Here is a 21,393-nt window from a genome sequence, read left to right on the forward strand (position 1 = left end):
GAAGTCGCGGTCGCGGTTGCTCCATTTTGCCCTTTTTGTTCGAGCTTGTCAGTGGTGAGTGTCACTGAGTGCCAGAAAAAGTCAGCCGAGGCGTCCGAGCCGGGCTTCCTGCCACAGGTCGACACCGCCGTCGGTGGCGTACTTGTCGATCTCGGCCAGCTCCTCGGCGTCGAGGTCGGCGTTCTGCAGCGCGGCGACGTTCTGCTCCAGCTGGTCGACCCGCGAGGCGCCGATGACCAGCGAGGTGACGCGCCGGTCGCGCAGGGCCCAGACCAGGGCCAGCTGCGCCAGGGTCTGCCCGCGGCGGTCCGCGATGTCGTGCAGGGCGCGCAGCCTGCGCAGCATGTCGTCGGTGAGCCAGGCGCGGTCGAAGGACTTGTCCTGGGCGGCCCGTGAGTCTCCGGGGACGCCGTCGAGGTACCGCCCGGTGAGCAGCCCCTGTGCGAGCGCGGTGAAGCCGATGATGCCGAAGCCCTCCTCCTGGGCGAGGTCGAGCAGGCCGTCGGCCTCGATCCAGCGGTTGAGCATGTTGTAGGAGGGCTGGTGGATGAGCAGCGGGGTGCCCAGCTCGCGCAGGATGGCAGCGGCCTCGCGGGTGCGCTCGGCGTCGTAGGAGGAGATGCCGACGTACAGGGCCTTGCCCTGGCGCACCGCGGTGTCCAGCGCCCCCATCGTCTCCTCCAGCGGCGTGGTCGCGTCGAGCCGGTGGGAGTAGAAGATGTCCACGTAGTCGAGCCCCGTGCGGCGCAGTGACTGGTCCAACGAGGCGAGCAGGTACTTCCGCGAACCGCCGCCCTGTCCGTACGGGCCGGGCCACATGTCCCAGCCGGCCTTGGTGGAGACCACCAGCTCGTCCCGGTACGGCGCGAGGTCCCGCTTCAGCAGCCGCCCGAAGTTGATCTCCGCGGAGCCGTACGGGGGGCCGTAGTTGTTCGCCAGGTCGTGGTGGGTGATCCCGAGGTCGAACGCGCGCAGCGCGATCTCGCGCTGGGTCTCGAACGGGCGGTCGTCCCCGAAGTTGTGCCAGTAGCCCAGGGACAGGACGGGCAGGTCCAAGCCCGAGCGTCCGGTCCGCCGGTAGCGCATGGGGCCGGCGTAGCGCTCGGGGCTTGCGACGTGGTTCATCGGTCTTCTCCGGGTGAGGGGCACGGGGCGGCCCGTGCGGACGGGCTCCCGTCCACCCTGCTCCGCCAGGATCCCGAAGTCCAACCGTACGATCGCATCGGATTCAGCGCGGGCACTTCTCAATCCCGTGGCCCCCGCACGCCGCCGCGCCGCCCCGGTGCCGGGACCGGGACGGCGCGGCGGCCGAGGTCAGTTCCACAGGGACATCGTCGTCACGCGTTCCTGCCCCGTCGGCCGGGAGTCGGAGAAGGTGAGGACGATCCGGGTGTAGTGGTTCAGCTCCGGATTCTTCTGCCACTGTTTCGGATGGTCGAGCCGGACGGTGACCGGATACTCGCGGAACGTGCCCGCCGCGCAGTACGGCTTGCAGTCGTTCACGAGGTTGACGCCTTCGGCCGTCGCCGAGTTCTGGCCCCAGTGCGACCAGCGCAGTGCGGTGAGGCGGCTGTTGCCGTCACCGCAGGCGAGGATGAAGTCGCCGGGACGTACGTCGGAGTTGAAGGAGCAGTCCACGAGGACGGGTGTCGCACTCTGCCGGGCCGGGTGGCCGGTCGGCGCCGTCGCCGACGGGGCCGCCGCAGCCGTGGTGATGCCTCCCGCGAGCAGCACGCCCACCGAGAGCATGATCGCCGTACACCGCACTGGATTGCGCATAGTCGCTCCCGCCAGCCTTGCTGCGCACTCGCGGCCACGCGACACCGCGCTGCCTCGGGCGCAGCTGCCTCTGCATCGACGCTACGACCGTCCCGGGAGATCCACCACTCGCACGATGCGAGGGCCTGCGGCGCGCGGTGCGCGGGTGTCGCCGGCCGGCCGAGTCCGCGGGCGGAGTGCGCGCTCGCGCGCGGCCGGTGCGAGCCGTCCGGAACGGCCCGCACCGGCCTGGAGTTACTTACGGTAGCCCAGGATGGTCATCATGCCCGATTCGGAGTGGTACTGGTTGTGGCAGTGCAGCATCCACAACCCCGGGTTGTCGGCGTCGAAGTCGGCGACGAGCTTGCGGTGCGGAAGGACGATCGAGGTGTCCTTGCGGGCGCCCACGCCGTTGAGGCCGCCCACGGCGAACGTGTGGCCGTGCAGGTGCAACGGGTGCCACATGTCGGTCGCGTTGATGAGGATGAGGCGGACGCGCTCGCCCTGCCGGATCGCATGGCGCTGGGTGACGGTATAGGGCTTGTGGTCGAAGCCCCAGCTGTAGTCCTTCATGTTGCCGGTGAGCCGGATCCGCAGGATCCGGTCGGGCTTGCGCCGGGCCAGGGCGACGGACTCGTGGGGGTCCATCCGGCGGGCCGGCACGAGCTCGCGGTCGAGTTCGGACACGTGCACCTCGCCCCGGGGCGCGGACGCCTTGGCGCTGGTGCGCAGCAGCGCCATGGCCTTGCCGTTCTTGCCCTCGGCGATCGCCATGAACGGGAAGACGCCGTCCTTCGCCGTGATCAACACGTCGTAGCGTTCCGCCATGCCGAGGATCAGGGCGTCGGTCTTCGTGTGCTCGACGGGATAGCCGTCGGTGTGGGTGACGGTCATCCGGTGGCCCCCGAAGGCGACCCGGAAGGCGGTGTCCGAGCCGGCGTTGATGATGCGCACCCGGATGCGTTCGCCGGGGCGGGCCCGGAACACCGACGGATTGCCGGGGAGCCGGCCGTTGGCGAGGTAGTGGGGGTAGGCGACGTTGCCGCCCACGCTGTGCAGGATGCGGCTGCGCCTGCCGTTCAGGATGCGGGACGGTCCCTTCGACTTCGGGCCGGCCGCCACAGGCGGCGAGGAGGAGGCGCCGTGACTGGCACCGGAGCCCATGCCCATCCCGTTGTCCATGCCCATGCCGTCCATGGACATGACCTTGCCGTGCCGCAGTTGGCTGAGGACGTCGTCCGGGGTGGAGCCGCTGACGCCGTCGACCCAGTCGTCGAGGACGATGATCCATTCCTTGTCGTAGTGCAGCGGCTCCTTCGGGTCGTCCACGATGAACGGCGCGTACAGGCCGCGGTCCGGCTGCATGCCGGAGTGGGAGTGCAGCAGATAGGTGCCGGGGTGGCTGACGGTGAAGCGGTAGAGGAAGTCCCCGCCGGGCGCAACGGCGTCCTGGGTCAGGCTCGGCACGCCGTCCATGTCGCAGCGCATGCGCACACCGTGCGAATGGAGCGTGGTCTCGGCGGGCAGATGGTTGGCGAGTCTGAGGCTGAGGACGTCCCCCGCGGTGACGCGCACCAGCGGGCCGGGCAGTTCGTCACCGAAGGCCCAGGTGCGAAATCTTCGCCCGTCCAGGTCCACCGTCGTCTCGGAAGCGGTCAACTCGAACCGGCGCACGGGGCCGGAGCCGCGTTTGCGCTCGGCGGCGTGCACCTCGGGACCGGAGGGGTCCACATACCCCTTGGGTCCCGGGGGAACGAAGCCGTGGCCGTCGACCTTGGCGGGCGCGCCGGCTTCTGGTCGGGACTGCGGATGCGAGCCGTTTTCGGTGCAGGCCGACAGGAGTCCCGAGCCGACGGCCGCGACCGAGGCGGTGAGCAAGGTACGCCGCGAAGGTTTGTGCATGAATGAATAACACACGTTTTATGCTGATATGTCCGGTATCTTGACCGGCGCGTCTTGTGGCGTCGGGGTGGGATGGCCGTTGCCGGCCGCGCGCACGGCCCGCTGATGCCCAGCGGGGCATAGGTCGGTGCCCGGGTCACGTCCACCCGAACCTGAGCATCGGCATCGATGTCAGTCCCGGGTGCGACCCTGCACACCATGGATGAGCAGGAGTTCATGCGCGGGCGGGTCTACGGGTCGGACCACGACGACGCGAGCCCCCGGCCCGGCCGAACCTATGCGGAACTGGTCGGCGGTCCGCTGGACGGGTTGCTCCTGGACGTCACCGGCCGGCCCGGCCGGGCGCCGGGCGAGCAGGTGGCACTGCTGACCGAGATGGGCCGCTACGGCCCGGGCGGGCGGTCCATGTACACGCCCCGCCCACCGGACGGCCGCCGCTACGACTGGTACGGCGACGCCCCCTGACGGCGATCGTCCGCACGGCCGGGCCTGCGCCGGCCCGGCGGCCGAGCCCCGTACGACCGGCGAGGGCGGGCCTTTCGGCTGGGACCCGTACGGCCGGTGCCGTCCTGGTGGCTGTGCCCGGTGCGACTGGTGCCGCCCTGGCGGCTGGGCCCCGTACGAATGCTGCTGTTCCTTCGCCCGAGCCCCGTACGTCTCGATGAACGGCCGCGGACTCGATGGGCCGGCGGTCACGGGGTTAGGGTCCCCGCATGGCTCAGCGAGATTGGGGACGGGACGTGGGGATCGTGCACCCCGGCGCCATGGGGGCGCGGGTGGCGGCGCAGGCCGTCGCGGCGGGTGCGACGGTCCGCTGGGTGTCCGAGGGGCGGTCGGCGGCCACCCGCGAGCGCGCCGCCGAGGCCGGTCTGCGGGCGGTCGGCAGCCTGGCGGAACTCGCCGCGACGAGTCAGGTGCTGCTCAGCGTCTGCCCGCCCGCGGCGGCGGGCGAGGTGGCGCGTCGGGTGGCGGCCACCGGATTCAGCGGTGTCTACGCCGATGCCAACGCGGTCAGCCCCCAGTTGATGGCGGAGATCGTCGCCGCGTTCCGGGGCGGCACCGCCACGGTGGTGGACGGCGGGATCACCGGCCCGCCGCCCCGCCGGGCCGGGACCACCCGGCTGTACCTGTCCGGCGACACCGAGGCGGTCGCACGTGTCGCGGCCCTGTTCGCGGGGACCCTCCTCACCCCGGTCGCGCTGGCCGGGCCGGTCGGGCGGGCGTCGGCGCTCAAGCTGGCCTTCGCCGCCTACAACAAGATCTCGTACGCGCTCGCCGCCCATGCCTGCGCCCTCGCCGAGGGTCACGGCGTCCTGGACGAACTCCTGGACCTGGCCGCGCACCAGTTGCCCGGCACCCCGTTGGCGGAACCGGACGTCCTGGCCGGAGCGGGGCCGCGGGCATGGCGCTGGGAGCCGGAGATGCGGGAGATCGCCCGGGCCTGGCGGGAAGCCGGACTGCCGGGCTCCTTCGCCGAGGCCGCGGCGGAGACCTTCGACCGCTGGAGCGCGCACAAGGACGACCCGACGGTGACGGGTGCCCGCCTCATCGCCGACCTCGCCGGGAAAGCGGCCGAGGGGCCGCGGCCGCCCGCGGCCGACACGGACGACCAGGGGTGACGTCCGGCCGGGGCCCGGGCGGACCGCCGAGCCCCTGGTCGGCGTCCACCCGGCCCCGGGCCCGCACACCGGTCGGCGCTCGCTCTCTACAGTGCTGTAGAAATCTCTCCTGAAGGTGATCACTCGGATCACTCGACAGCCGTGCCGTCGGGCGCGGCCGGCCGCGCGAGCGGCCCGCGCGAAGGAGCGGAAGCAGCACCATGCCGGACCTGCCGGACCAGTACCACCACGGGGCCGGGCGAGCGCCGCTGTCCGCCCGGCACGAACTGGCACGACGCTGTCGAGCCGTCACGGACGCCCGCTGGTTCGCCCTCACCGTCTTCGCGGTGATCCTGGCGAACGCGGCCCTGCTGGGCGTGGAGACGTACCCCGGTCTCGTCACCGACTGGCGGCACTGGCTGAAGCTCGCCGAACACGTCTGCCTGGCCGTCTTCACCGTCGAGATCCTGCTGCGCCTGGCGGCCCACGCGGACCGCCCGCGGGAGTTCTGGAAGGACCCGTGGAACGTCTTCGACCTGGTGGTGGTGGTCTGCGCCTTCCTGCCCGCCGTCCGTGAGAACACCACCGTGCTGCGGCTGCTGCGGCTGGCCCGGGTGCTGCGCACCGCGCGGTTCCTGCCCCAACTGCGCATCGTGCTGGTCGCGGTGGGCCGCAGCCTGCCCGGCACGCTGAGCTTCCTGCTCGTCGGCGGCCTGCTGCTGTACGTGTACGCCATGGTCGGCTGGGTCTTCTTCGGCGGCTTCGACCCCGAGCACTACGGCTCCGTCGGCCGGGCGGTCCTCACCCTCTTCCTGCTGATGACACTGGACGGCATCGGGGATGCCGTCCGGGCCGGCCTTGAGGTGTCCCGCTGGAGCCTCGTCTACTACGCCTCCTACGTCCTGCTGGCCTCCTTCGTCCTGGTCAACGTGCTGATCGGAGTGGTCCTCACCTCTCTCGAAGAGGCCCGCGAACTGGAGCGGGACGAGCCGCCCGCGCCGCGTCCGGTCCCCGGCGGCCCGCAGGAGCACCGGCAGCTCGCACAACGCATCGCGACCGCCCGCCGTGCCCTCGACGACCTCGAACGCGACCTCGGACGCGACGTCGCCCAGGCCCATCCGGCGGAAGCGGGCGACCCGCCGCTCCCCGCCCCGTCCGGCCGGACCTGACACCCGGCCGGACGGGGTCCGGACGAGGCCGCTTGGGCGACCCCGAGGCGGTCCAGGGCTGTCAATGTGATGTTCGCCCCCTTCAGAGGGTGCTGGTACGCCCCTAACGTGGCCGCATGGCACGGCAGGGGAGCGGCCGACACGATGGTGTCCGTCGCAGACAGGCCGAAGGGGTCGATGATGTTCCGCAAGGTTCTGGTCGCCAACCGTGGTGAGATCGCGATTCGCGCATTCCGCGCCGGTTACGAACTGGGGGCGCGCACGGTCGCCGTGTTCCCGCACGAGGACCGCAATTCACTGCACCGGCTCAAGGCGGACGAGGCTTACGAGATCGGCGTACCCGGGCATCCCGTACGGGCGTACCTCTCGGTCGAGGAGATCGTGGCCGCGGCCCGCCGGGCGGGCGCCGACGCGGTGTACCCCGGCTACGGCTTCCTGTCCGAGAACCCGGAACTCGCCCGGGCCTGCGAAGAGGCAGGCATCACCTTCGTCGGGCCCGGTGCGGACACGCTCGAACTGACCGGGAACAAGGCGCGTGCCGTGGCCGCCGCCCGCGCGGCGGGCGTGCCCGTGCTGGGCTCCTCGGCCCCCTCCACCGACGTCGACGAGCTGCTCCGGGCCGCCGAGGACGTCGGTTTCCCGGTGTTCGTGAAGGCGGTGGCGGGCGGCGGCGGGCGCGGGATGCGCCGGGTCGCGGAACCTTCCCAGCTGCGCGAGGCCATCGAGGCGGCGTCCCGGGAGGCGGCGTCCGCGTTCGGCGACCCCACGGTCTTCCTGGAAAAGGCGGTCGTCGACCCGCGCCACATCGAGGTGCAGATCCTGGCCGACGGCGAGGGCGGCGTCATGCACCTCTTCGAACGCGACTGCTCGGTGCAGCGCCGCCACCAGAAGGTCATCGAACTCGCGCCCGCGCCCAATCTGGATCCCGGACTGCGGGAGCGGATCTGCGCCGACGCCGTGCGCTTCGCCCGGGAGATCGGCTACCACAACGCCGGCACCGTCGAGTTCCTGCTCGACCGGGCCGGCCACCACGTCTTCATCGAGATGAATCCGCGCATCCAGGTCGAGCACACGGTGACCGAGGAGGTCACCGACGTCGACCTGGTCCAGGCCCAGATGCGGATCGCCGCCGGGGAGACCCTCGCGGACCTGGGACTCTCGCAGGACACCGTGACTCTGCGCGGCGCCGCGCTCCAGTGCCGCATCACCACCGAGGACCCGGCCAACGGCTTCCGCCCGGACACCGGCCGGATCAGCGCGTACCGCTCGCCGGGCGGTTCGGGCATCCGCCTCGACGGCGGCACCACCCACGCCGGTACCGAGATCAGCGCGCACTTCGACTCGATGCTGGTCAAACTCACCTGCCGGGGCCGGGACCTGAAGGCCGCGATCGTCCGGGCCCGACGCGCCGTCGCCGAGTTCCGCATCCGCGGTGTGGCCACCAACATTCCCTTCCTCCAGGCCGTCCTGGACGACCCGGACTTCCAGGCCGGACGGGTGACGACGTCGTTCATTGAGGAACGCCCGCACCTGATGACCGCCCGCTCCTCGGCGGACCGCGGCACCAAGCTGCTCACCTACCTCGCCGACGTCACGGTGAACAAGCCGCACGGAGACAGGCCCGACCTGATCGACCCGGTCACCAAGCTGCCCCCGCTGCCCGCGGGCGAGCCGCCCGCCGGTTCCCGGCAACGGCTGGTCTCGCTCGGCCCCGAGGGTTTCGCCCGGTGGCTGCGCGAGTCCCCGGCGCTCGCCGTCACCGACACCACCTTCCGCGACGCCCACCAGTCGCTGCTCGCCACCCGGGTGCGCACGAAGGACCTCCTCGCGGTCGCCCCCGTCGTCGCCCGCACCCTGCCCGAGCTGCTGTCCCTGGAGTGCTGGGGCGGCGCCACCTACGACGTCGCGCTGCGCTTCCTCGCCGAGGATCCCTGGGAGCGGCTGGCCGCCCTGCGCGAGGCGGTGCCCAACATCTGCCTCCAGATGCTGCTGCGCGGCCGCAACACCGTCGGCTACACGCCGTACCCGACCGAGGTGACCGACGCCTTCGTGCAGGAGGCCGCCGCCACCGGCGTCGACATCTTCCGTATCTTCGACGCGCTCAACGACGTCGGCCAGATGCGGCCGGCCATCGACGCCGTGCGCGAGACCGGCACGGCGGTCGCCGAGGTCGCCCTCTGCTACACCGCCGATCTCTCCGACCCGTCCGAGCGGCTGTACACCCTCGACTACTACCTGCGGCTCGCCGAGCAGATCGTGGCCGCGGGCGCCCATGTCCTGGCCGTCAAGGACATGGCGGGCCTGCTGCGTGCCCCGGCCGCGGCCACTCTGGTCACGGCGCTGCGCCGCGAGTTCGGCCTGCCGGTCCATCTGCACACCCATGACACGGCGGGCGGCCAGCTCGGCACCTACCTGACGGCAGTCCGGGCGGGCGCGGACGCGGTGGACGGCGCGGTGGCGTCGATGGCGGGCACCACCTCGCAGCCGTCGCTGTCGGCGATCGTCGCCGCCACCGACCACTCCGAGCGGCCCTCCGGCCTGGACCTCCAGGCCGTCGGGGACCTGGAGCCGTACTGGGAGAGCGTCCGCCGCATCTACGCCCCCTTCGAGGCGGGCCTCGCCTCGCCCACCGGACGCGTCTACCACCACGAGATCCCCGGCGGTCAGCTGTCCAACCTGCGCACCCAGGCCGTGGCGCTCGGCCTCGGCGACCGGTTCGAGGACATCGAGGCCATGTACGCCGCCGCCGACCGGATCCTGGGCCGGCTGGTCAAGGTCACCCCCTCCTCCAAGGTCGTCGGCGACCTCGCCCTGCACCTGGTCGGCGCGGACGTGCGGCCCGAGGACTTCGAGGCCACCCCGGACAGGTACGACATCCCCGACTCCGTCATCGGCTTCCTGCGCGGGGAACTGGGCACCCCGCCCGGCGGCTGGCCGGAGCCGTTCCGCAGCAAGGCGCTCCGGGGCCGGGCCGAGGCGCAGCCCCCGCGGGAGCTGACTGACGAGGACCGTGAGGGCCTGGAGAAGTCCCGGCGCACGACGCTCAACCGGCTGCTGTTCGCCGGCCCGGCACGGGAGTTCGAGGCCCACCGTCAGACCTTCGGCGACACCGGCGTGCTGGACAGCAAGGACTTCTTCTACGGGCTGCGCCCCGGCGCGGAGTACGCCGTCGACCTGGAGCCCGGGGTCCGGCTGCTGATCGAGCTGCAGGCGATCGGCAACGCCGACGAGCGCGGTATGCGCACCGTGATGGCCAGTCTCAACGGCCAGCTGCGGCCGATCCAGGTGCGCGACCGGGCGGCGGCCTCGGACGTACCGGTCACGGAGAAGGCCGACCGCGCCGACCCCGGCCAGGTGGCGGCGCCATTCGCGGGCGTGGTGACGCTCGCGGTCGTCGAGGGCGAGCAAGTGGCGGCCGGGGCGACGGTGGCGACCATCGAGGCGATGAAGATGGAAGCCGCGATCACCGCGCCGAAGGCGGGCCGGGTGTCCCGGCTGGCCATCAACCGGATCCAGCAGGTCGAGGGCGGAGACCTCCTGGTCGAACTGGCCTGAGCCGCTCGCTCCGCCCGCCGCCGTCCGCGTACGGGCGGCGAGCGGCGGAGCCCATCGTTGGATTACTAACGGTTGGTTGAACAGTTCAGACTGATAAACCTACTATTACTAATCATGAACGAGGAGGACACCGGCCGCGGGCACCGCGGCGCCCCAGAGGACACCGCCGGACTCGCCGCCGCGCTGCGGCTGGCCGTGGCGCGGATCACCCGGCGGCTGCGCCAGGCGCACGCCGTGGGCGACGTCTCGCTCTCCGGGGTCTCCGTCCTGGCCCGCCTCAACGCCGCCGGCCCCGACTCACCCGGCACGCTCGCCGAACTGGAACGCGTCCGGCCGCAGGCGATGGCGGCCACGCTGGCCGCGCTGGAACAGCGCGGAATGGTCCACCGGGCCCCCGACGCGGCCGACGGGCGCCGCGCCATCGTGTCGATCACGGACGAGGGCCGCTCCGTGCTGGCGGAGCGGCGCTCCGAGTCCGTGGGGCGGCTGACCCGCGCCCTCGACGAGTTCACCCCGGACGAGCGGCGACTGCTCCACGAAACCCTTCCGCTCCTCGACCGGCTGGCGGAACGGCTGTGAGCGGGCACGCCGAACCCCGGCGCAGCCGTCCGGCCGCGGGCCCGGCACCCAGGGACGGCGGGCGGCGCGGCGGACCCCTGGCCCGGCTCGGCCGCACCCGGAACACCCCGCCGGGGCCCGGCTACAAATGGGTCGCCCTGTCCAACACCACCCTGGGCGTCCTGATCGCCACGATGGACGCCTCCATAGTGATCATCTCGTTGCCCGCGATCTTCCGCGGGATCGGCCTCGACCCGCTCGCCGCGGGCAACATCAGCTATCTGCTGTGGATGATCCTCGGCTACCTCCTGGTCTCCGCGGTGCTGGTCGTCGTCCTCGGCCGGCTCGGCGACATGTTCGGCCGGGTGCGGATCTACAACCTCGGCTTCCTGATCTTCGCCGGTGCCTCCGTCGCGCTGTCCCTCGATCCGTTCCGGGCCGGCGCGGGAGCCCTGTGGCTGATCCTGTGGCGGATCGTGCAGGCATTCGGCGGTTCGATGCTCACGGCCAACTCGGCCGCCATCCTCACCGACGCCTTCCCTGCCCGGCAGCGCGGCATGGCGCTGGGCATCAACCAGATCACCGCGCTCGCCGGCCAGTTCCTCGGCCTGCTGGCCGGCGGGCTGCTCGCGGTGGTCGACTGGCGGGCGGTGTTCTGGGTCAGCGTCCCGGTGAGCGTCACCGGCACCATCTGGTCCTATCTGAGCCTGCGGGAGACCGCGTCCGGCAAGCGCGGCCGGGTGGACTGGCTGGGCAACCTCACCTTCGCCGGCGGCGCGGGCATCCTGCTCGCGGGCATCACCTACGGCATCCAGCCCTACGGCGGCAGCGCGACCGGCTGGGGCAACCCCTGGGTGCTGGCGGGCCTGTTCGGCGGCGTCTTCCTGCTGCTGCTGTTCTGCGTGGTCGAGACGAGGGTCGCCGAGCCCATGTTCCGGCTCTCGCTGTTCAAGGTGCGGGCGTTCGCCGCGGGCAACGTGGCGGCCCTGCTCACCGCGATCGCCCGCGGCGGGCTGCAGTTCATGCTGATCATCTGGTTGCAGGGCATCTGGCTGCCGCTGCACGGCTACGACTTCGAGGACACCCCGCTGTGGGCGGGCATCTTCATGCTGCCGCTGACGATCGGCTTCCTGATCGCCGGTCCGATCTCCGGCTATCTGTCGGACCGGTTCGGCGCCCGGCTGTTCTCCACGGCGGGCCTGGTGCTGGTGGCGGGCTCGTTCGTCGGCCTGCTGGTGCTGCCGGTGAACTTCGACTACGGCACGTTCGCCGCGCTGTTGCTGCTCAGCGGTCTCGGCCAGGGCATGTTCTCCTCGCCCAACACGTCATCGATCATGGGCAGCGTGCCGCCCGAGTACCGGGGCGTGGCCTCGGGCATGCGCTCCACGTTCCAGAACTCGGGTACGGCCCTGTCCATCGGCGTCTTCTTCTCGCTGATGGTCTCCGGCCTGGCTGCGTCGCTGCCGAAGGCGCTCGGCGGCGGCCTCCAGGCGCACGGCGTACCCGCCGGGACCGCGGAGCAGATCGCCTCGCTGCCCCCGGTGAGCACCCTGTTCGCGACGTTCCTGGGCGACAACCCCATCGGGCACCTGCTCGGTTCGAGCGAGGTGCTCGACCATCTGACCGCCGCTCAGCGCTCGGTCCTGACCGGTCACACCTTCTTCCCCGAGCTGGTCTCCGGGCCCTTCCACCACGGACTGACCATCGTCTTCGGCGTCGCCGCGGCCATGGCCCTGGTCTCCGCGCTCGCCTCGGCGCTGCGCGGCCGGCACGAACCCGCCGGCGGACACCTCCCGGCGAAGGGGCCGGCCGGCCCGCGCGCGGCGGAGCCGGCCGCGGACGAACCCGCCGCGCAGGCCGACCCCCTCAAGTGACCCCCCGGCCGGCCCGGGTCGGCCGGGGCCGATGACTCAACGGCGCCCTCTGGTGGCGTCCGCTGCGGCGGACGCCACCAGAGGGCGCCCGGCATCTTGTTTCCCATTACATCCAAGTGCATAATGCGCTTATGTATAAGCAGGTTATGGATCCAGTCGACGAAGCGTCAGGAGAAGACCTGATCATCGCCGTCGAGCACCTGGTCCGCCACGTCCGCCGCAGCGCGACCGCCGGCGGACTGAGCACGACTGCCTCCGCCGTGCTGGGGCGCCTCGACCGTGAGGGCCCCCAGCGGCTGACCGAACTGGCCAGGGCCGAGGCGGCCTCCCAGCCGAACATGACCCAGTTGGTCACCCGGCTGGAGCGGGCGGGCCTGGTCAGCCGCGCCGCCGACCACAGCGACGGCCGAGGCGTGCTGGTGGCGATCACCCCGACCGGCCTGGAGGTCTGCCGGCAGCGGCGCGCGGAGCGTGCACGGGCGCTCCAGGAGCTGATCGCGCGCTTGACCGAGCCGGAGCAGCGTGCGGTCGGCATCGCGCTGCCGGCTCTCGCCCGGGTCATCGAACTCCAGGACCGCCAGGCCCGGTCCTGACCCTGGCTCCGCGCGCCTGCTCCGCGCCACCCGTACCCCCGCACCGGCTCGCCTGAACCAGCCTTCCTGAACCAGTTCTTTCGCACCTGTACTTCCGTACCTGTACTCCCGCATCCGTCACCGTCCCCCGGAAGAGAAGCGCCCATGAGTGCATCCGAAGGCAAGGCCGCCAGCCCCTTCAAACAGCCCAAGGCCGTCTGGGCCGTCGCGTTCGCCTGCGTGATCTCGTTCATGGGCATCGGACTGGTGGATCCGATCCTGCCCGCCCTCGCCACGAGCCTGCACGCCTCGCCGAGCCAGGTCTCCCTGCTGTTCAGCAGCTACCTCATCGTGACCGCGGTGGCGATGCTCGTCGTCGGCTGGTTCTCCAGCCGCTTCGGCGCCAAACGCACCCTCGTCGTGGGCCTGGCGATCATCGTCGTCTTCGCCGCGCTCGCCGGCACGTCCGGCTCCATCAACGGCATCGTCGGCTTCCGGGCCGGCTGGGGCCTGGGCAACGCCCTGTTCATCGCCACCTCGCTGGCCGTGATCGTCGCATCGGCCAGCGGAGGCTTCGGCGGCGCGATCATCCTGTACGAGACCGCGCTCGGCCTCGGCATCGCCGTCGGCCCCTTGCTGGGCGGGGAGTTGGGCGCGATCAGCTGGCGCGGCCCGTTCTTCGGCGTCGCGGCGCTGATGGCCGTCGCCCTGATCGCCACGCTGGCCTTCGTGCCCGCCCTGCCCAAGCCGGAACGCCGCAGCTCGCCGCTCGACCCGATCAGAGCGCTGCGCCACCGCGGCCTGCTGACCATGGGCATCATGGCGCTGCTGTACAACTGGGGCTTCTTCACCATGCTGGGGTACGCGCCGTACCCGATGGAGCTGAGCCCCCATCAACTCGGCCTGGTCTTCACCGGCTGGGGCCTGCTGGTGGCCGGCTTCAGCGTCTTCTTCGCCCCGCGCCTGCAAGCCCGCTACGGCACCGCCCCCGTCCTCTACGCGAACCTGGTCGGCCTCGGCATCGTGATGGCCGTCATCGCCGCCGGAGTCGACGACTCGACCGTCGTGATCGTCGCGGTCATCGTGAGCGGTGCCTTCATCGGCATCAACAACACGCTCACCACCCAGGCCGTCATGCTCGTCTCCCCGGTGGAGCGCCCGGTCGCCTCCTCCGCGTATGGCTTCGTCCGGTTCATCGGCGGTGGCCTCGCCCCCTACGTCGCGGGCAAGCTCGCCGACGCCACCGACCTCAGCGTCCCCTTCTACCTCGGCGCCGGCACCTTCCTGCTGGCCATTCCGGTGCTGGCCAGCGGTCACCGCCTGCTGCGGGCCGCCGAGACGGGCAGCGGTGAGGGCGAGCAGGTGAGCCCGGTCCTCACGCCTGTCGGAGACGCGCGGACCGGCGGTGACCGGCCGGTGATCGTCGCCGTCGGCGCCCACGACGGGGCGGCCGCCACCGTCGACACCGCGGCCCGGCTGGCCCGGGAGGCCGGCAGCCCGCTGGAGGTCGTCCACGTGCAGCAGACCGCCGTCGTCGAGGAACAGGCCGTCGACACCGAGACCGCCGACCAGGCGCGCGCCGCGGTCACCGCCCACCTCGACCGCCTCGCCGCGCTCGGCGTCCCCGCGACGGGCCAGATCCTCGGCAGTGTCGGCGACCACGCCGCGGCCGGCCGCGCCCTCGCCCGGCACGCCGCCGAAGTGGGGGCCCGCGCCATAGCGGTCGGCCGGTCGCCGCGCGGGCCGCTCGCCCAGTTCGCCGACGGCAGCCTGACCACAGCGCTCACCCAGGCCGCCGACTGCACGGTCGTCCTCGTCGCCCCCGACGCGGAACCGCGGCCCCTGACCTCGGCCGCACTGAGGGAACTGCGCACCGAGGCAGGCTGATCCACACCGCGCACACCCTGGCCGCCGCCGGCGGCCGCATCCGCACCGGGGTACGCCCCGCCGGCCGGGCCGTCGGGGCGGCCCTCGACCGGGGCCGACGCGCGCCGCGCCGGGCGGGGACGTACGCCCGGGAAGGTACGCGAGGTTACTCCCGTCGGCAGACGCCGCGGCGGCCCGCGCCCGGCACGGTGATGTCCATGAAACTGAGCCGCCGGGCCCGCCGGGCCCTCCTCGTCGTCCACGTCGTCGCCTCCGCGGGCTGGCTCGGCCTCACGCTCGGGCTGCTCGCGCTGGGGATCACCGCGGCGAGAACGGGACAGCACGCGACCGTGGCGGCCTCGGTCCGTTCGATGCGACTCTTCGCCGACTGGCTGCTGCTTCCTGTGGCGTTCGGCACGCTCCTGAGCGGTCTGACGCTGTCCCTGGGCACACCGTGGGGGCTGGCGCGGTACCGCTGGGTCTGGACGAAGTTCTGGCTGACCCTCGCCACGACCGCTGCGACGGCCTTTGTCCTGCGGCCCGGGGTGAACTCGGCGGTCACGGCCGTCGCCGGCGGCGGACCGCTGCCCGACGCCGGTGACGTCCTGTTCGGCCCTTGCGTGTCGCTGTCGGCCTATGTCTTCATGACGGTGATCTCGGTGCTCAAACCGTGGGGCCCGACCCGGCGCGGACGGCGGCTGCGGAGGGCCGCCCGCGCGGCCGGAGCGGCCCGGCGCACCGCCTCGCCGGGCGTCCGGGTCTGAGCCCAGGACGCACGGCGGCCGGGCCGGGGGCCGTGCGGCGGCCATGGGGTCAGGAGGTCAGGGGGTCACCGTGATGTTGGTCAGCCCCGCGCCGCCTGTCACCGTGTTGCTGCTGTGGACCGTGGTCGGGCAGCCGGACGACAGATTGGTGACGTCGATGGCCAGCCGGTTGGCGCCGCTCGCCCCGGTGAGGGTCGACCTGTTGTTCCGGAACACCGTGCCGCAGCCCCAACCGGACTGCTGGGTGTGGGTCTGGTAGCCGTCGTTCGTGGTGTTCTTGCCGGTGTTGTCCGTCACGAGGACGTCGTTGCCTTTCACGTCGACCCACGAGTCGTCGTAGTTGGCGCCGGTCAGGCCGTTGCCGTCGAAGGTGTTGCCGACGATCCGGGCCCCGGTCGTGCCCTCCTTGATGTCGATGTTCTCGCCGCCGACGCCGGGTCCGATGGTGTTGTCCAGGATCTGGATGCGGTCGCTCTTGTCGGAGAGGGTGTTCGCGGTGCCGACGTAGACGCCCTCGCCCATGCCGCGGCCGTCCCTCCCGGTGTCGTAGATGCGCGAGTTCCTGATCACGCCGTCCGTGCTCGACGTGCGGAAGTGGACTCCCTCCATGTCGAGGTCATGCACGGTCACACCGTCCACGACGACGCCCCGCGCGGAGTCGATCACGATGCCCTTCTGCCCGCCGGTCACGGTCACGCCGCTGACGGTCCAGTACGAGGCGCCGTTCAGATGCAGGCCGTAGCCGCCGCCCGCGGTCAGGACGGCCTTCGCCGAGCCGGTCAGGGTGATGCGGGAGCCGGAGGACGCCGCCGTGGCCGCCTTGAAGTTGCCGGTGTAGGTGCCGTCGGCGAGGTGGATGGTGTCGCCGGGCGCGACGGCGGTCAGGGCCGACTTGAGCTGGGCCGCCGTGGCGACCTCGATGGTCGACGCGCCGGCGGCGGATGCCGCGGTGGCCGCGGGGACCAGGGCGCCGGTGACAGCGGCGACGGTGAGCAGGGAGGTGAGCAGCGTGCGGGAGCGCGTGCGCATGTGGGGGTACCTTCCTCTGTCCCTGGTGATCGGTCCGGACGGCTGTCCTCGGTGAGGACGCACTACCGGGCGTTCTCATGCGTGAATTGCGAGCGCGCATGTGAACGCAAGGTCAGGGCAGAACGTAGGGAAGAGTCGTGCGCACGTCAAGAAGAGGGGCGGTGTGCACACCCGGCGGCACCCCGATGGCACCCGGCGGTGCCCGGCCCAGGCCGGGCCGGGCACCGCCGGGTGACTGCGCGTGCCTACGCCGCGAGCACGTGTCCGGGATGCAGGACGACCTTGGTGTAGCCCTCGATCCGCTGGTCGAACTTCTCGTACGCCTGCGGCGCCTGGTCCAGGGGCAGCTCGTGCGAGACCACGAAGCTGGGCCTGGCCCGCCCCGAGATGATCAGGTCGCGCAACTGCCTGTTGTACTGCTTGACGTTGCACTGGCCCGTGCCCATCTGCTGGCCCTTCTCGAACATCTTGCCGATGGAGACCAGCAGTTGGCCGTGCTTGGCGTGCTCGTCGGGCCCGCCCGGGTCGGACGGCACGTACAGGCCGGGTATGCCGAGCAGGCCGGTCGGCCGGACCGTCTCGACGAGCGTGTTGAGGACGACGGCGGGTTCCTCGTGGCTCGCGTCGTGCGACTGGGCCTGGTAGCCGACCGCGTCCACGCCCTTGTCGGTGCCCTCGCCGTGCGTCTGCTCCTTGATCTGCTCCGTCGGATCGCCCTTGGTGAAGTCGACGGGAATGGCCCCGATCTCCGCCGCCTTGGCGAGCCGCTCGGGCACGCGGTCCACACAGAACACCTTCGACGCGCCGCGCAGCAGCGCGGAGTAGGCGGCCATCAGGCCCACGGGACCGGCGCCGAAGACCGCGACGCTCTCACCGGGGGACACCTTGGCGAGTTCACAGCCGTGATATCCGGTCGGGAAGATGTCGGCGAGCAGCACGAAGTCCGTCTCGAACTCGTCGCCCGGCGGCAGCTTCAGACAGTTGAAGTCGGCGAACGGCACCCGCAGCAGCTCCGCCTGGCCGCCCTCGTACGGGCCCATCGCCACATAGCCGTACGCCCCGCCGGCGAAGCCTGGATTGACCGTCAGACAGAACCCGGTCTTCCCGGCGAGGCAGTTCTTGCAGAACCCGCACGCGACGTTGAACGGCATCACGACGCGGTCCCCGGCGGACAGGGAGGTCACGCCGCTGCCGGTCTCCTCGATGATGCCGAGGTTCTCGTGCCCGAAGACGATGCCGGCCTCGGCCGCCGTGCGGCCCTCGTACATGTGCAGGTCGGACCCGCAGATCGCGGTCGACGTCACCCGTACCAGCACGTCGTTGGGATGCTGGATGTGCGGGTCGTCGACATCTCTCACCGTCACGCTGAAGGGCTTCTCGTAAACGACGGCTTTCACCTGTACCACCTCCGCGTCGAACGCCGGGTGCCGGCGGCGGACCGCCGCAACCGCTCAGACGCGCAATGCGACCGGGCCCGTCGGCTCGTTTCGCAGCCCCAGGCGTTCTGGCTTCGCCACTCGTTACTTCCAGGGAACGCCCGTACGCCACCGCCTGCAACCCGCGTCCCGTGGGCCCCCACTCCGTCCCGCACGGCGTCCCGGTGCCGTCGCCCCGGCCACGAACACCGGCACCGCCAGGAAGGTCCGGTCGGCCTCGGCCCGCCGCCATGAGCATCCGCGCTCGCCCGGGGCCACACCCGCGGCCCGCGCGCCCCGCCCGGTCAGCTCCGCCACGGCCCGCCCGCCGCCGCAGCCCACGTCCACGACCGCTCCGCCTGGCCCGTCGCCGGAGCAAGTCGTAGGAGAGCGAGCGGAGTTCACCGGCGCCGGGCATGCGGTCGGCGGCGTCGAGCCGGGCGGGGAGACCGCGCGCGGCGCGTCTGCTCGCGGGAAGCCAGTGTCCGGCGCGCCCGCACAACGGACATCGACCCGTGGATCGCCCGGCCCCGCGACCTCCGGGGACTCATGAACCTCCCGGGACTCCGAGACCTCCAGGGGCTCCGGTACCTCCGGTACCCCCACCTCTGACCGGAGACCTCCTCGACGGCAGACCGCCCGCCCCGGTACACCTGGACCCATGCGAACCCACGGTGGCGCGGACATGGCCCGCGTCCTGATCATCGGTGGCGGCGTCGCCGGGACGGCGGCGGCGCTCGCCCTGCACAAAGCGGGTCACGACGTCACCGTGTACGAGGCGCACCCCGACACGGCCGAGGACATCGGGGCGTTCCTGACGCTCGCGAGCAACGGGATGCGCGCCCTGGCCCAGCTGGACGCGGCCCGGGCCGTCACCGCCGTCGGCTTCCCGCTGCGCACGATGCGGCTCCTCGACGACCGCGGCACCGAGACGGCGCACGTCCCGCTCGGCGAGGCCGACGACGCGCTCCTGCGCTACCGGTGCCTGCGCCGCGGTCAGCTGAACGCCGCCCTGCAACGCGAAGCCGTCCGGCGCGGCATCGACCTGCGGCACGGCGCCCGGCTCGTCTCCGTCGCCGCCCACCCGGGGGGAGTGACGGCGCACTTCCACGACGGCAGCTCCGTCGGCGGCGACCTGCTCGTCGGCGCGGACGGCCTCAACTCGGCGGTCCGCCGCGCCGTCGCCCCCGACGTGCTGCCCCGGTACGCGGGACAGCGCGTCTTCTACGGTTACAGCCCCTTCGCACCGGGCGAGGACACCGGCCACATCACCATGGTCCGGGGCACCACCGCGGCCTTCGGCTACGCCGTCGCACCCGCCGGCGACACCTACTGGTTCGCCCGCGTCACCGGCGAACCGCTGCCCGCCGGCGCGGCCCGCGGCCCCTGGCGTGACCGGCTCGTCGAACTGCTGCGCCGGGACGCCACCCCGGCCGCGGACATCGTCGCGGCCGGCGCCGACGCCCTCATGGCCACCGACGCCACCGACCTGCCGCTCGGCACCCGGTGGCGCGCCGGACGGACCCTGCTCATCGGTGACGCCGCGCACGCCGCCTCGCCCGCGACCGGCCAGGGGGCCTCCATGGCGTTGGAGGACGCCGTCGTGCTCGCCAAGTCGCTGCGGGACATGCCCGGCATCGAGACCGCGCTGTCGGTGTACGAGACGATCCGGCGACCGCGCGCGGAGCACAACGTTATGGTCAGCGGACGGATCTCGCGGGGCACCCACGCCCTCTCGCGCACCGCGGGCGGCCCTGGGCCACGCCCTCACGAGGACGTACTGGTGCGGCAACTGGACTGGGACACCGACATCCGCGCCGTCCTGGACGGCGCGGACGGCGCGGACGGCGCGGACTGAGGACCGGTGTCAGTCGGGCGTCCGGCCGGGACCGGGCGTGGGCCCGACCCGGGCCGCCTGCGACGCGGCCGGCTGGGGCGCGGCCGGCTGCGGCATCGGCGGCTGCGGTACGGGCGACTGCCGCGCGGTGCGCCGGCCGCCGAGCAGCAAACGCCGCGCCGGCCGCTCCACCATCTCGTACAGGACCCAGGACAGGCCGAGGGACAGCGCGAACGCCGCGGCGGTCACGGCCAGACCCGTCGCCACACCGAACCGCGGGGAGAGCCCGAGCACATTGGTGCCGGCCCGCAGCACCAGCAGATGCACCATGTAGAAGGCGAACGACAGTTCCCCCAGCCGCACCAGCCGGCGGTGCCGCCACAGTGAGGGCAGCCCCCGCAGGTCCGCGACCGCCGCCGCCGGGATGAGCAGGGCGAAGCCCACGATGGTGCAGGCGGTGGACGTGTAGCCGGGGTCGACCTGCGGCACGAGGAAGTAGCCGATGACCGCCAGGGCGAGGGACGCCTCCAGACCCGGGCCGCGCCAGCGGTCGAGGAGGACCAGCCGGGCGGCAGCGGCGCCGAGGACGAACTCCGGCAGCCGGGCGGCGGGGTTGGCGCTGATCGGCTCCGCCGTCCAGTGGTGCGTCTCGGCCCAGGCCAGCACCAGCACGGCCAGCACGGAGGCCCCGGCCAGCGCCGTCGCCCCGCGGGCGCCGAGGCGGCGCAGCACCAGCGCGAGCAGCGGGAAGGCCGCGTAGAAGAAGGCTTCGCAGGCGAGCGACCAGCTGACCGGGTTCAGCGTCTGCCACCAGGGGCGCCACCAGGAATGCACCAGCAGGGCGTTGGCCGCCGCCTGGGACGGCTCCGGCTTCGTCTGGTAGGCGAGGGTATACGCCATGAGCAGCGCGAGGGCCGCCGTGACCAGGTGCACCGGATAGATCCGGGCGATGCGCCGCCGCCAGAAGGCGACGGCGCGGTCCTTCGGCCGCGCGGACCACGTCAGCACGAACCCGGACAACACGAAGAAGAACGAGACGCCGCTGGCCCCCGGTCCGAACGCCCAGGTCACATAGCGGTCGCCGGTGCCCCCGAAATAGTGGAAGTTGCGTACGTGCAGTCCGAAGACCAGCAGCGCCGCCACCCAGCGCAGTCCGGTGAGGGACGGCAGCGAGGGCGCGGACGCGGTGGCCGGCGGTCTGGCGGCGGGGGAGGAGGCGGTGACGGGCGGCGTCCCGGAGGTGCGGGTCGTCCTGGTCGCCGTCGTCATCGGATCACCTTCCGGGGGGAGTGGGGGGAGGGCATGGAAGGGAGCGTTGCCAGTTCACCACTTTTCATGCGGCTTGTTCAGGAAACATCACACCCCTGCGCCCGTGGAGCGGTGGCGGCGCGTCTCGGCGGGCGGGCCAGGACCCCCGTATGGCGGACCCCGCTGACCGGGAACGGCCCGCCCGGGGGCGTGCCGGGACACCAGGTGGCCGTGCGGGGACACCACGC

General features: G+C 72.3%; 16 protein-coding genes. 10 read left to right on the top strand and 6 right to left on the bottom strand.

Translation table 11 applies throughout. The features are described from left to right. Window positions 1-81: 81 nt before the first annotated feature. From mgrA to ACFY2B_RS28670, 3 genes are all read right to left on the bottom strand, one after another. Complete coding sequence (mgrA, locus tag ACFY2B_RS28660; RefSeq protein WP_390765953.1) at window positions 82-1,125, bottom strand: L-glyceraldehyde 3-phosphate reductase; 1,044 nt, start codon at window positions 1,123-1,125, stop codon at window positions 82-84. Window positions 1,126-1,314: 189 nt separating this feature from the next. Beyond that, the gene (locus ACFY2B_RS28665) at window positions 1,315-1,779 is read right to left on the bottom strand and encodes a hypothetical protein (protein ID WP_390765954.1); all 465 of its coding nucleotides are present in this window, start codon (window positions 1,777-1,779) and stop codon (window positions 1,315-1,317) included. Between the two features lie 234 nt (window positions 1,780-2,013). Then, on the bottom strand, window positions 2,014-3,660 hold the full coding sequence (locus tag ACFY2B_RS28670; protein ID WP_390765955.1) for a multicopper oxidase family protein: 1,647 nt from the start codon (window positions 3,658-3,660) through the stop codon (window positions 2,014-2,016). Between the two features lie 198 nt (window positions 3,661-3,858). Between ACFY2B_RS28670 and ACFY2B_RS28675 the strand changes: the two genes are divergently transcribed. The 9 genes from ACFY2B_RS28675 to ACFY2B_RS28715 all read left to right on the top strand — a co-directional run bounded on the left by ACFY2B_RS28675 (window position 3,859) and on the right by ACFY2B_RS28715 (window position 15,616). After that, window positions 3,859-4,125, top strand: coding sequence for a hypothetical protein (locus ACFY2B_RS28675; RefSeq protein ID WP_390765956.1), 267 nt, complete (start codon window positions 3,859-3,861; stop codon window positions 4,123-4,125). A 248-nt stretch (window positions 4,126-4,373) separates the two neighbouring features. Further along, window positions 4,374-5,279 (top strand): DUF1932 domain-containing protein, encoded by a 906-nt coding sequence (locus ACFY2B_RS28680; RefSeq protein ID WP_390765957.1) that lies wholly within the window; start codon window positions 4,374-4,376, stop codon window positions 5,277-5,279. Between the two features lie 200 nt (window positions 5,280-5,479). Further along, window positions 5,480-6,427: an ion transporter gene (locus tag ACFY2B_RS28685; protein ID WP_390765958.1), complete on the top strand. Its 948-nt coding sequence runs from the start codon at window positions 5,480-5,482 to the stop codon at window positions 6,425-6,427. 180 nt (window positions 6,428-6,607) lie between these two features. After that, the gene (locus tag ACFY2B_RS28690; RefSeq protein ID WP_390766068.1) at window positions 6,608-9,982 is read left to right on the top strand and encodes a pyruvate carboxylase; all 3,375 of its coding nucleotides are present in this window, start codon (window positions 6,608-6,610) and stop codon (window positions 9,980-9,982) included. Between the two features lie 114 nt (window positions 9,983-10,096). Beyond that, window positions 10,097-10,561, top strand: coding sequence for a MarR family winged helix-turn-helix transcriptional regulator (locus ACFY2B_RS28695; protein ID WP_376538916.1), 465 nt, complete (start codon window positions 10,097-10,099; stop codon window positions 10,559-10,561). 173 nt (window positions 10,562-10,734) lie between these two features. Then, entirely contained in the window at window positions 10,735-12,414 is a 1,680-nt protein-coding gene (locus ACFY2B_RS28700; protein WP_390766069.1) for an MFS transporter, read from the top strand. A gap of 146 nt (window positions 12,415-12,560) precedes the next feature. Then, window positions 12,561-13,007 (top strand): MarR family winged helix-turn-helix transcriptional regulator, encoded by a 447-nt coding sequence (locus ACFY2B_RS28705; protein ID WP_390765959.1) that lies wholly within the window; start codon window positions 12,561-12,563, stop codon window positions 13,005-13,007. A gap of 144 nt (window positions 13,008-13,151) precedes the next feature. Then, window positions 13,152-14,873 (top strand): MFS transporter, encoded by a 1,722-nt coding sequence (locus ACFY2B_RS28710; RefSeq protein ID WP_390765960.1) that lies wholly within the window; start codon window positions 13,152-13,154, stop codon window positions 14,871-14,873. 197 nt (window positions 14,874-15,070) lie between these two features. Beyond that, window positions 15,071-15,616 carry a DUF2269 family protein gene (locus tag ACFY2B_RS28715; RefSeq protein ID WP_390765961.1) on the top strand — a complete coding sequence of 182 codons (546 nt, stop codon included), beginning with the start codon at window positions 15,071-15,073 and terminating at the stop codon, window positions 15,614-15,616. 57 nt (window positions 15,617-15,673) lie between these two features. Here ACFY2B_RS28715 and ACFY2B_RS28720 read toward each other — a convergent pair whose 3' ends face one another. Together ACFY2B_RS28720 and ACFY2B_RS28725 are read right to left on the bottom strand one after the other, a co-directional pair. Further along, window positions 15,674-16,645 carry a right-handed parallel beta-helix repeat-containing protein gene (locus ACFY2B_RS28720; protein ID WP_390765962.1) on the bottom strand — a complete coding sequence of 324 codons (972 nt, stop codon included), beginning with the start codon at window positions 16,643-16,645 and terminating at the stop codon, window positions 15,674-15,676. A 245-nt stretch (window positions 16,646-16,890) separates the two neighbouring features. Next, window positions 16,891-18,042: a glutathione-independent formaldehyde dehydrogenase gene (locus tag ACFY2B_RS28725; protein WP_376532159.1), complete on the bottom strand. Its 1,152-nt coding sequence runs from the start codon at window positions 18,040-18,042 to the stop codon at window positions 16,891-16,893. Window positions 18,043-18,721: 679 nt separating this feature from the next. Here ACFY2B_RS28725 and ACFY2B_RS28730 point away from each other — a divergent pair. Beyond that, window positions 18,722-19,918, top strand: a complete 1,197-nt coding sequence (locus ACFY2B_RS28730; RefSeq protein ID WP_390765963.1) for an FAD-dependent oxidoreductase — start codon at window positions 18,722-18,724, stop codon at window positions 19,916-19,918. 9 nt (window positions 19,919-19,927) lie between these two features. Here the strand turns inward: ACFY2B_RS28730 and ACFY2B_RS28735 are convergent, their stop codons facing one another. Then, complete coding sequence (locus ACFY2B_RS28735) at window positions 19,928-21,166, bottom strand: acyltransferase family protein (protein ID WP_390765964.1); 1,239 nt, start codon at window positions 21,164-21,166, stop codon at window positions 19,928-19,930. Window positions 21,167-21,393: the final 227 nt, after the last annotated feature.

It is taken from the genome of Streptomyces sp. NPDC001270, assembly GCF_042896695.1.
Taxonomy (GTDB): Bacteria; Actinomycetota; Actinomycetes; order Streptomycetales; family Streptomycetaceae; genus Streptomyces.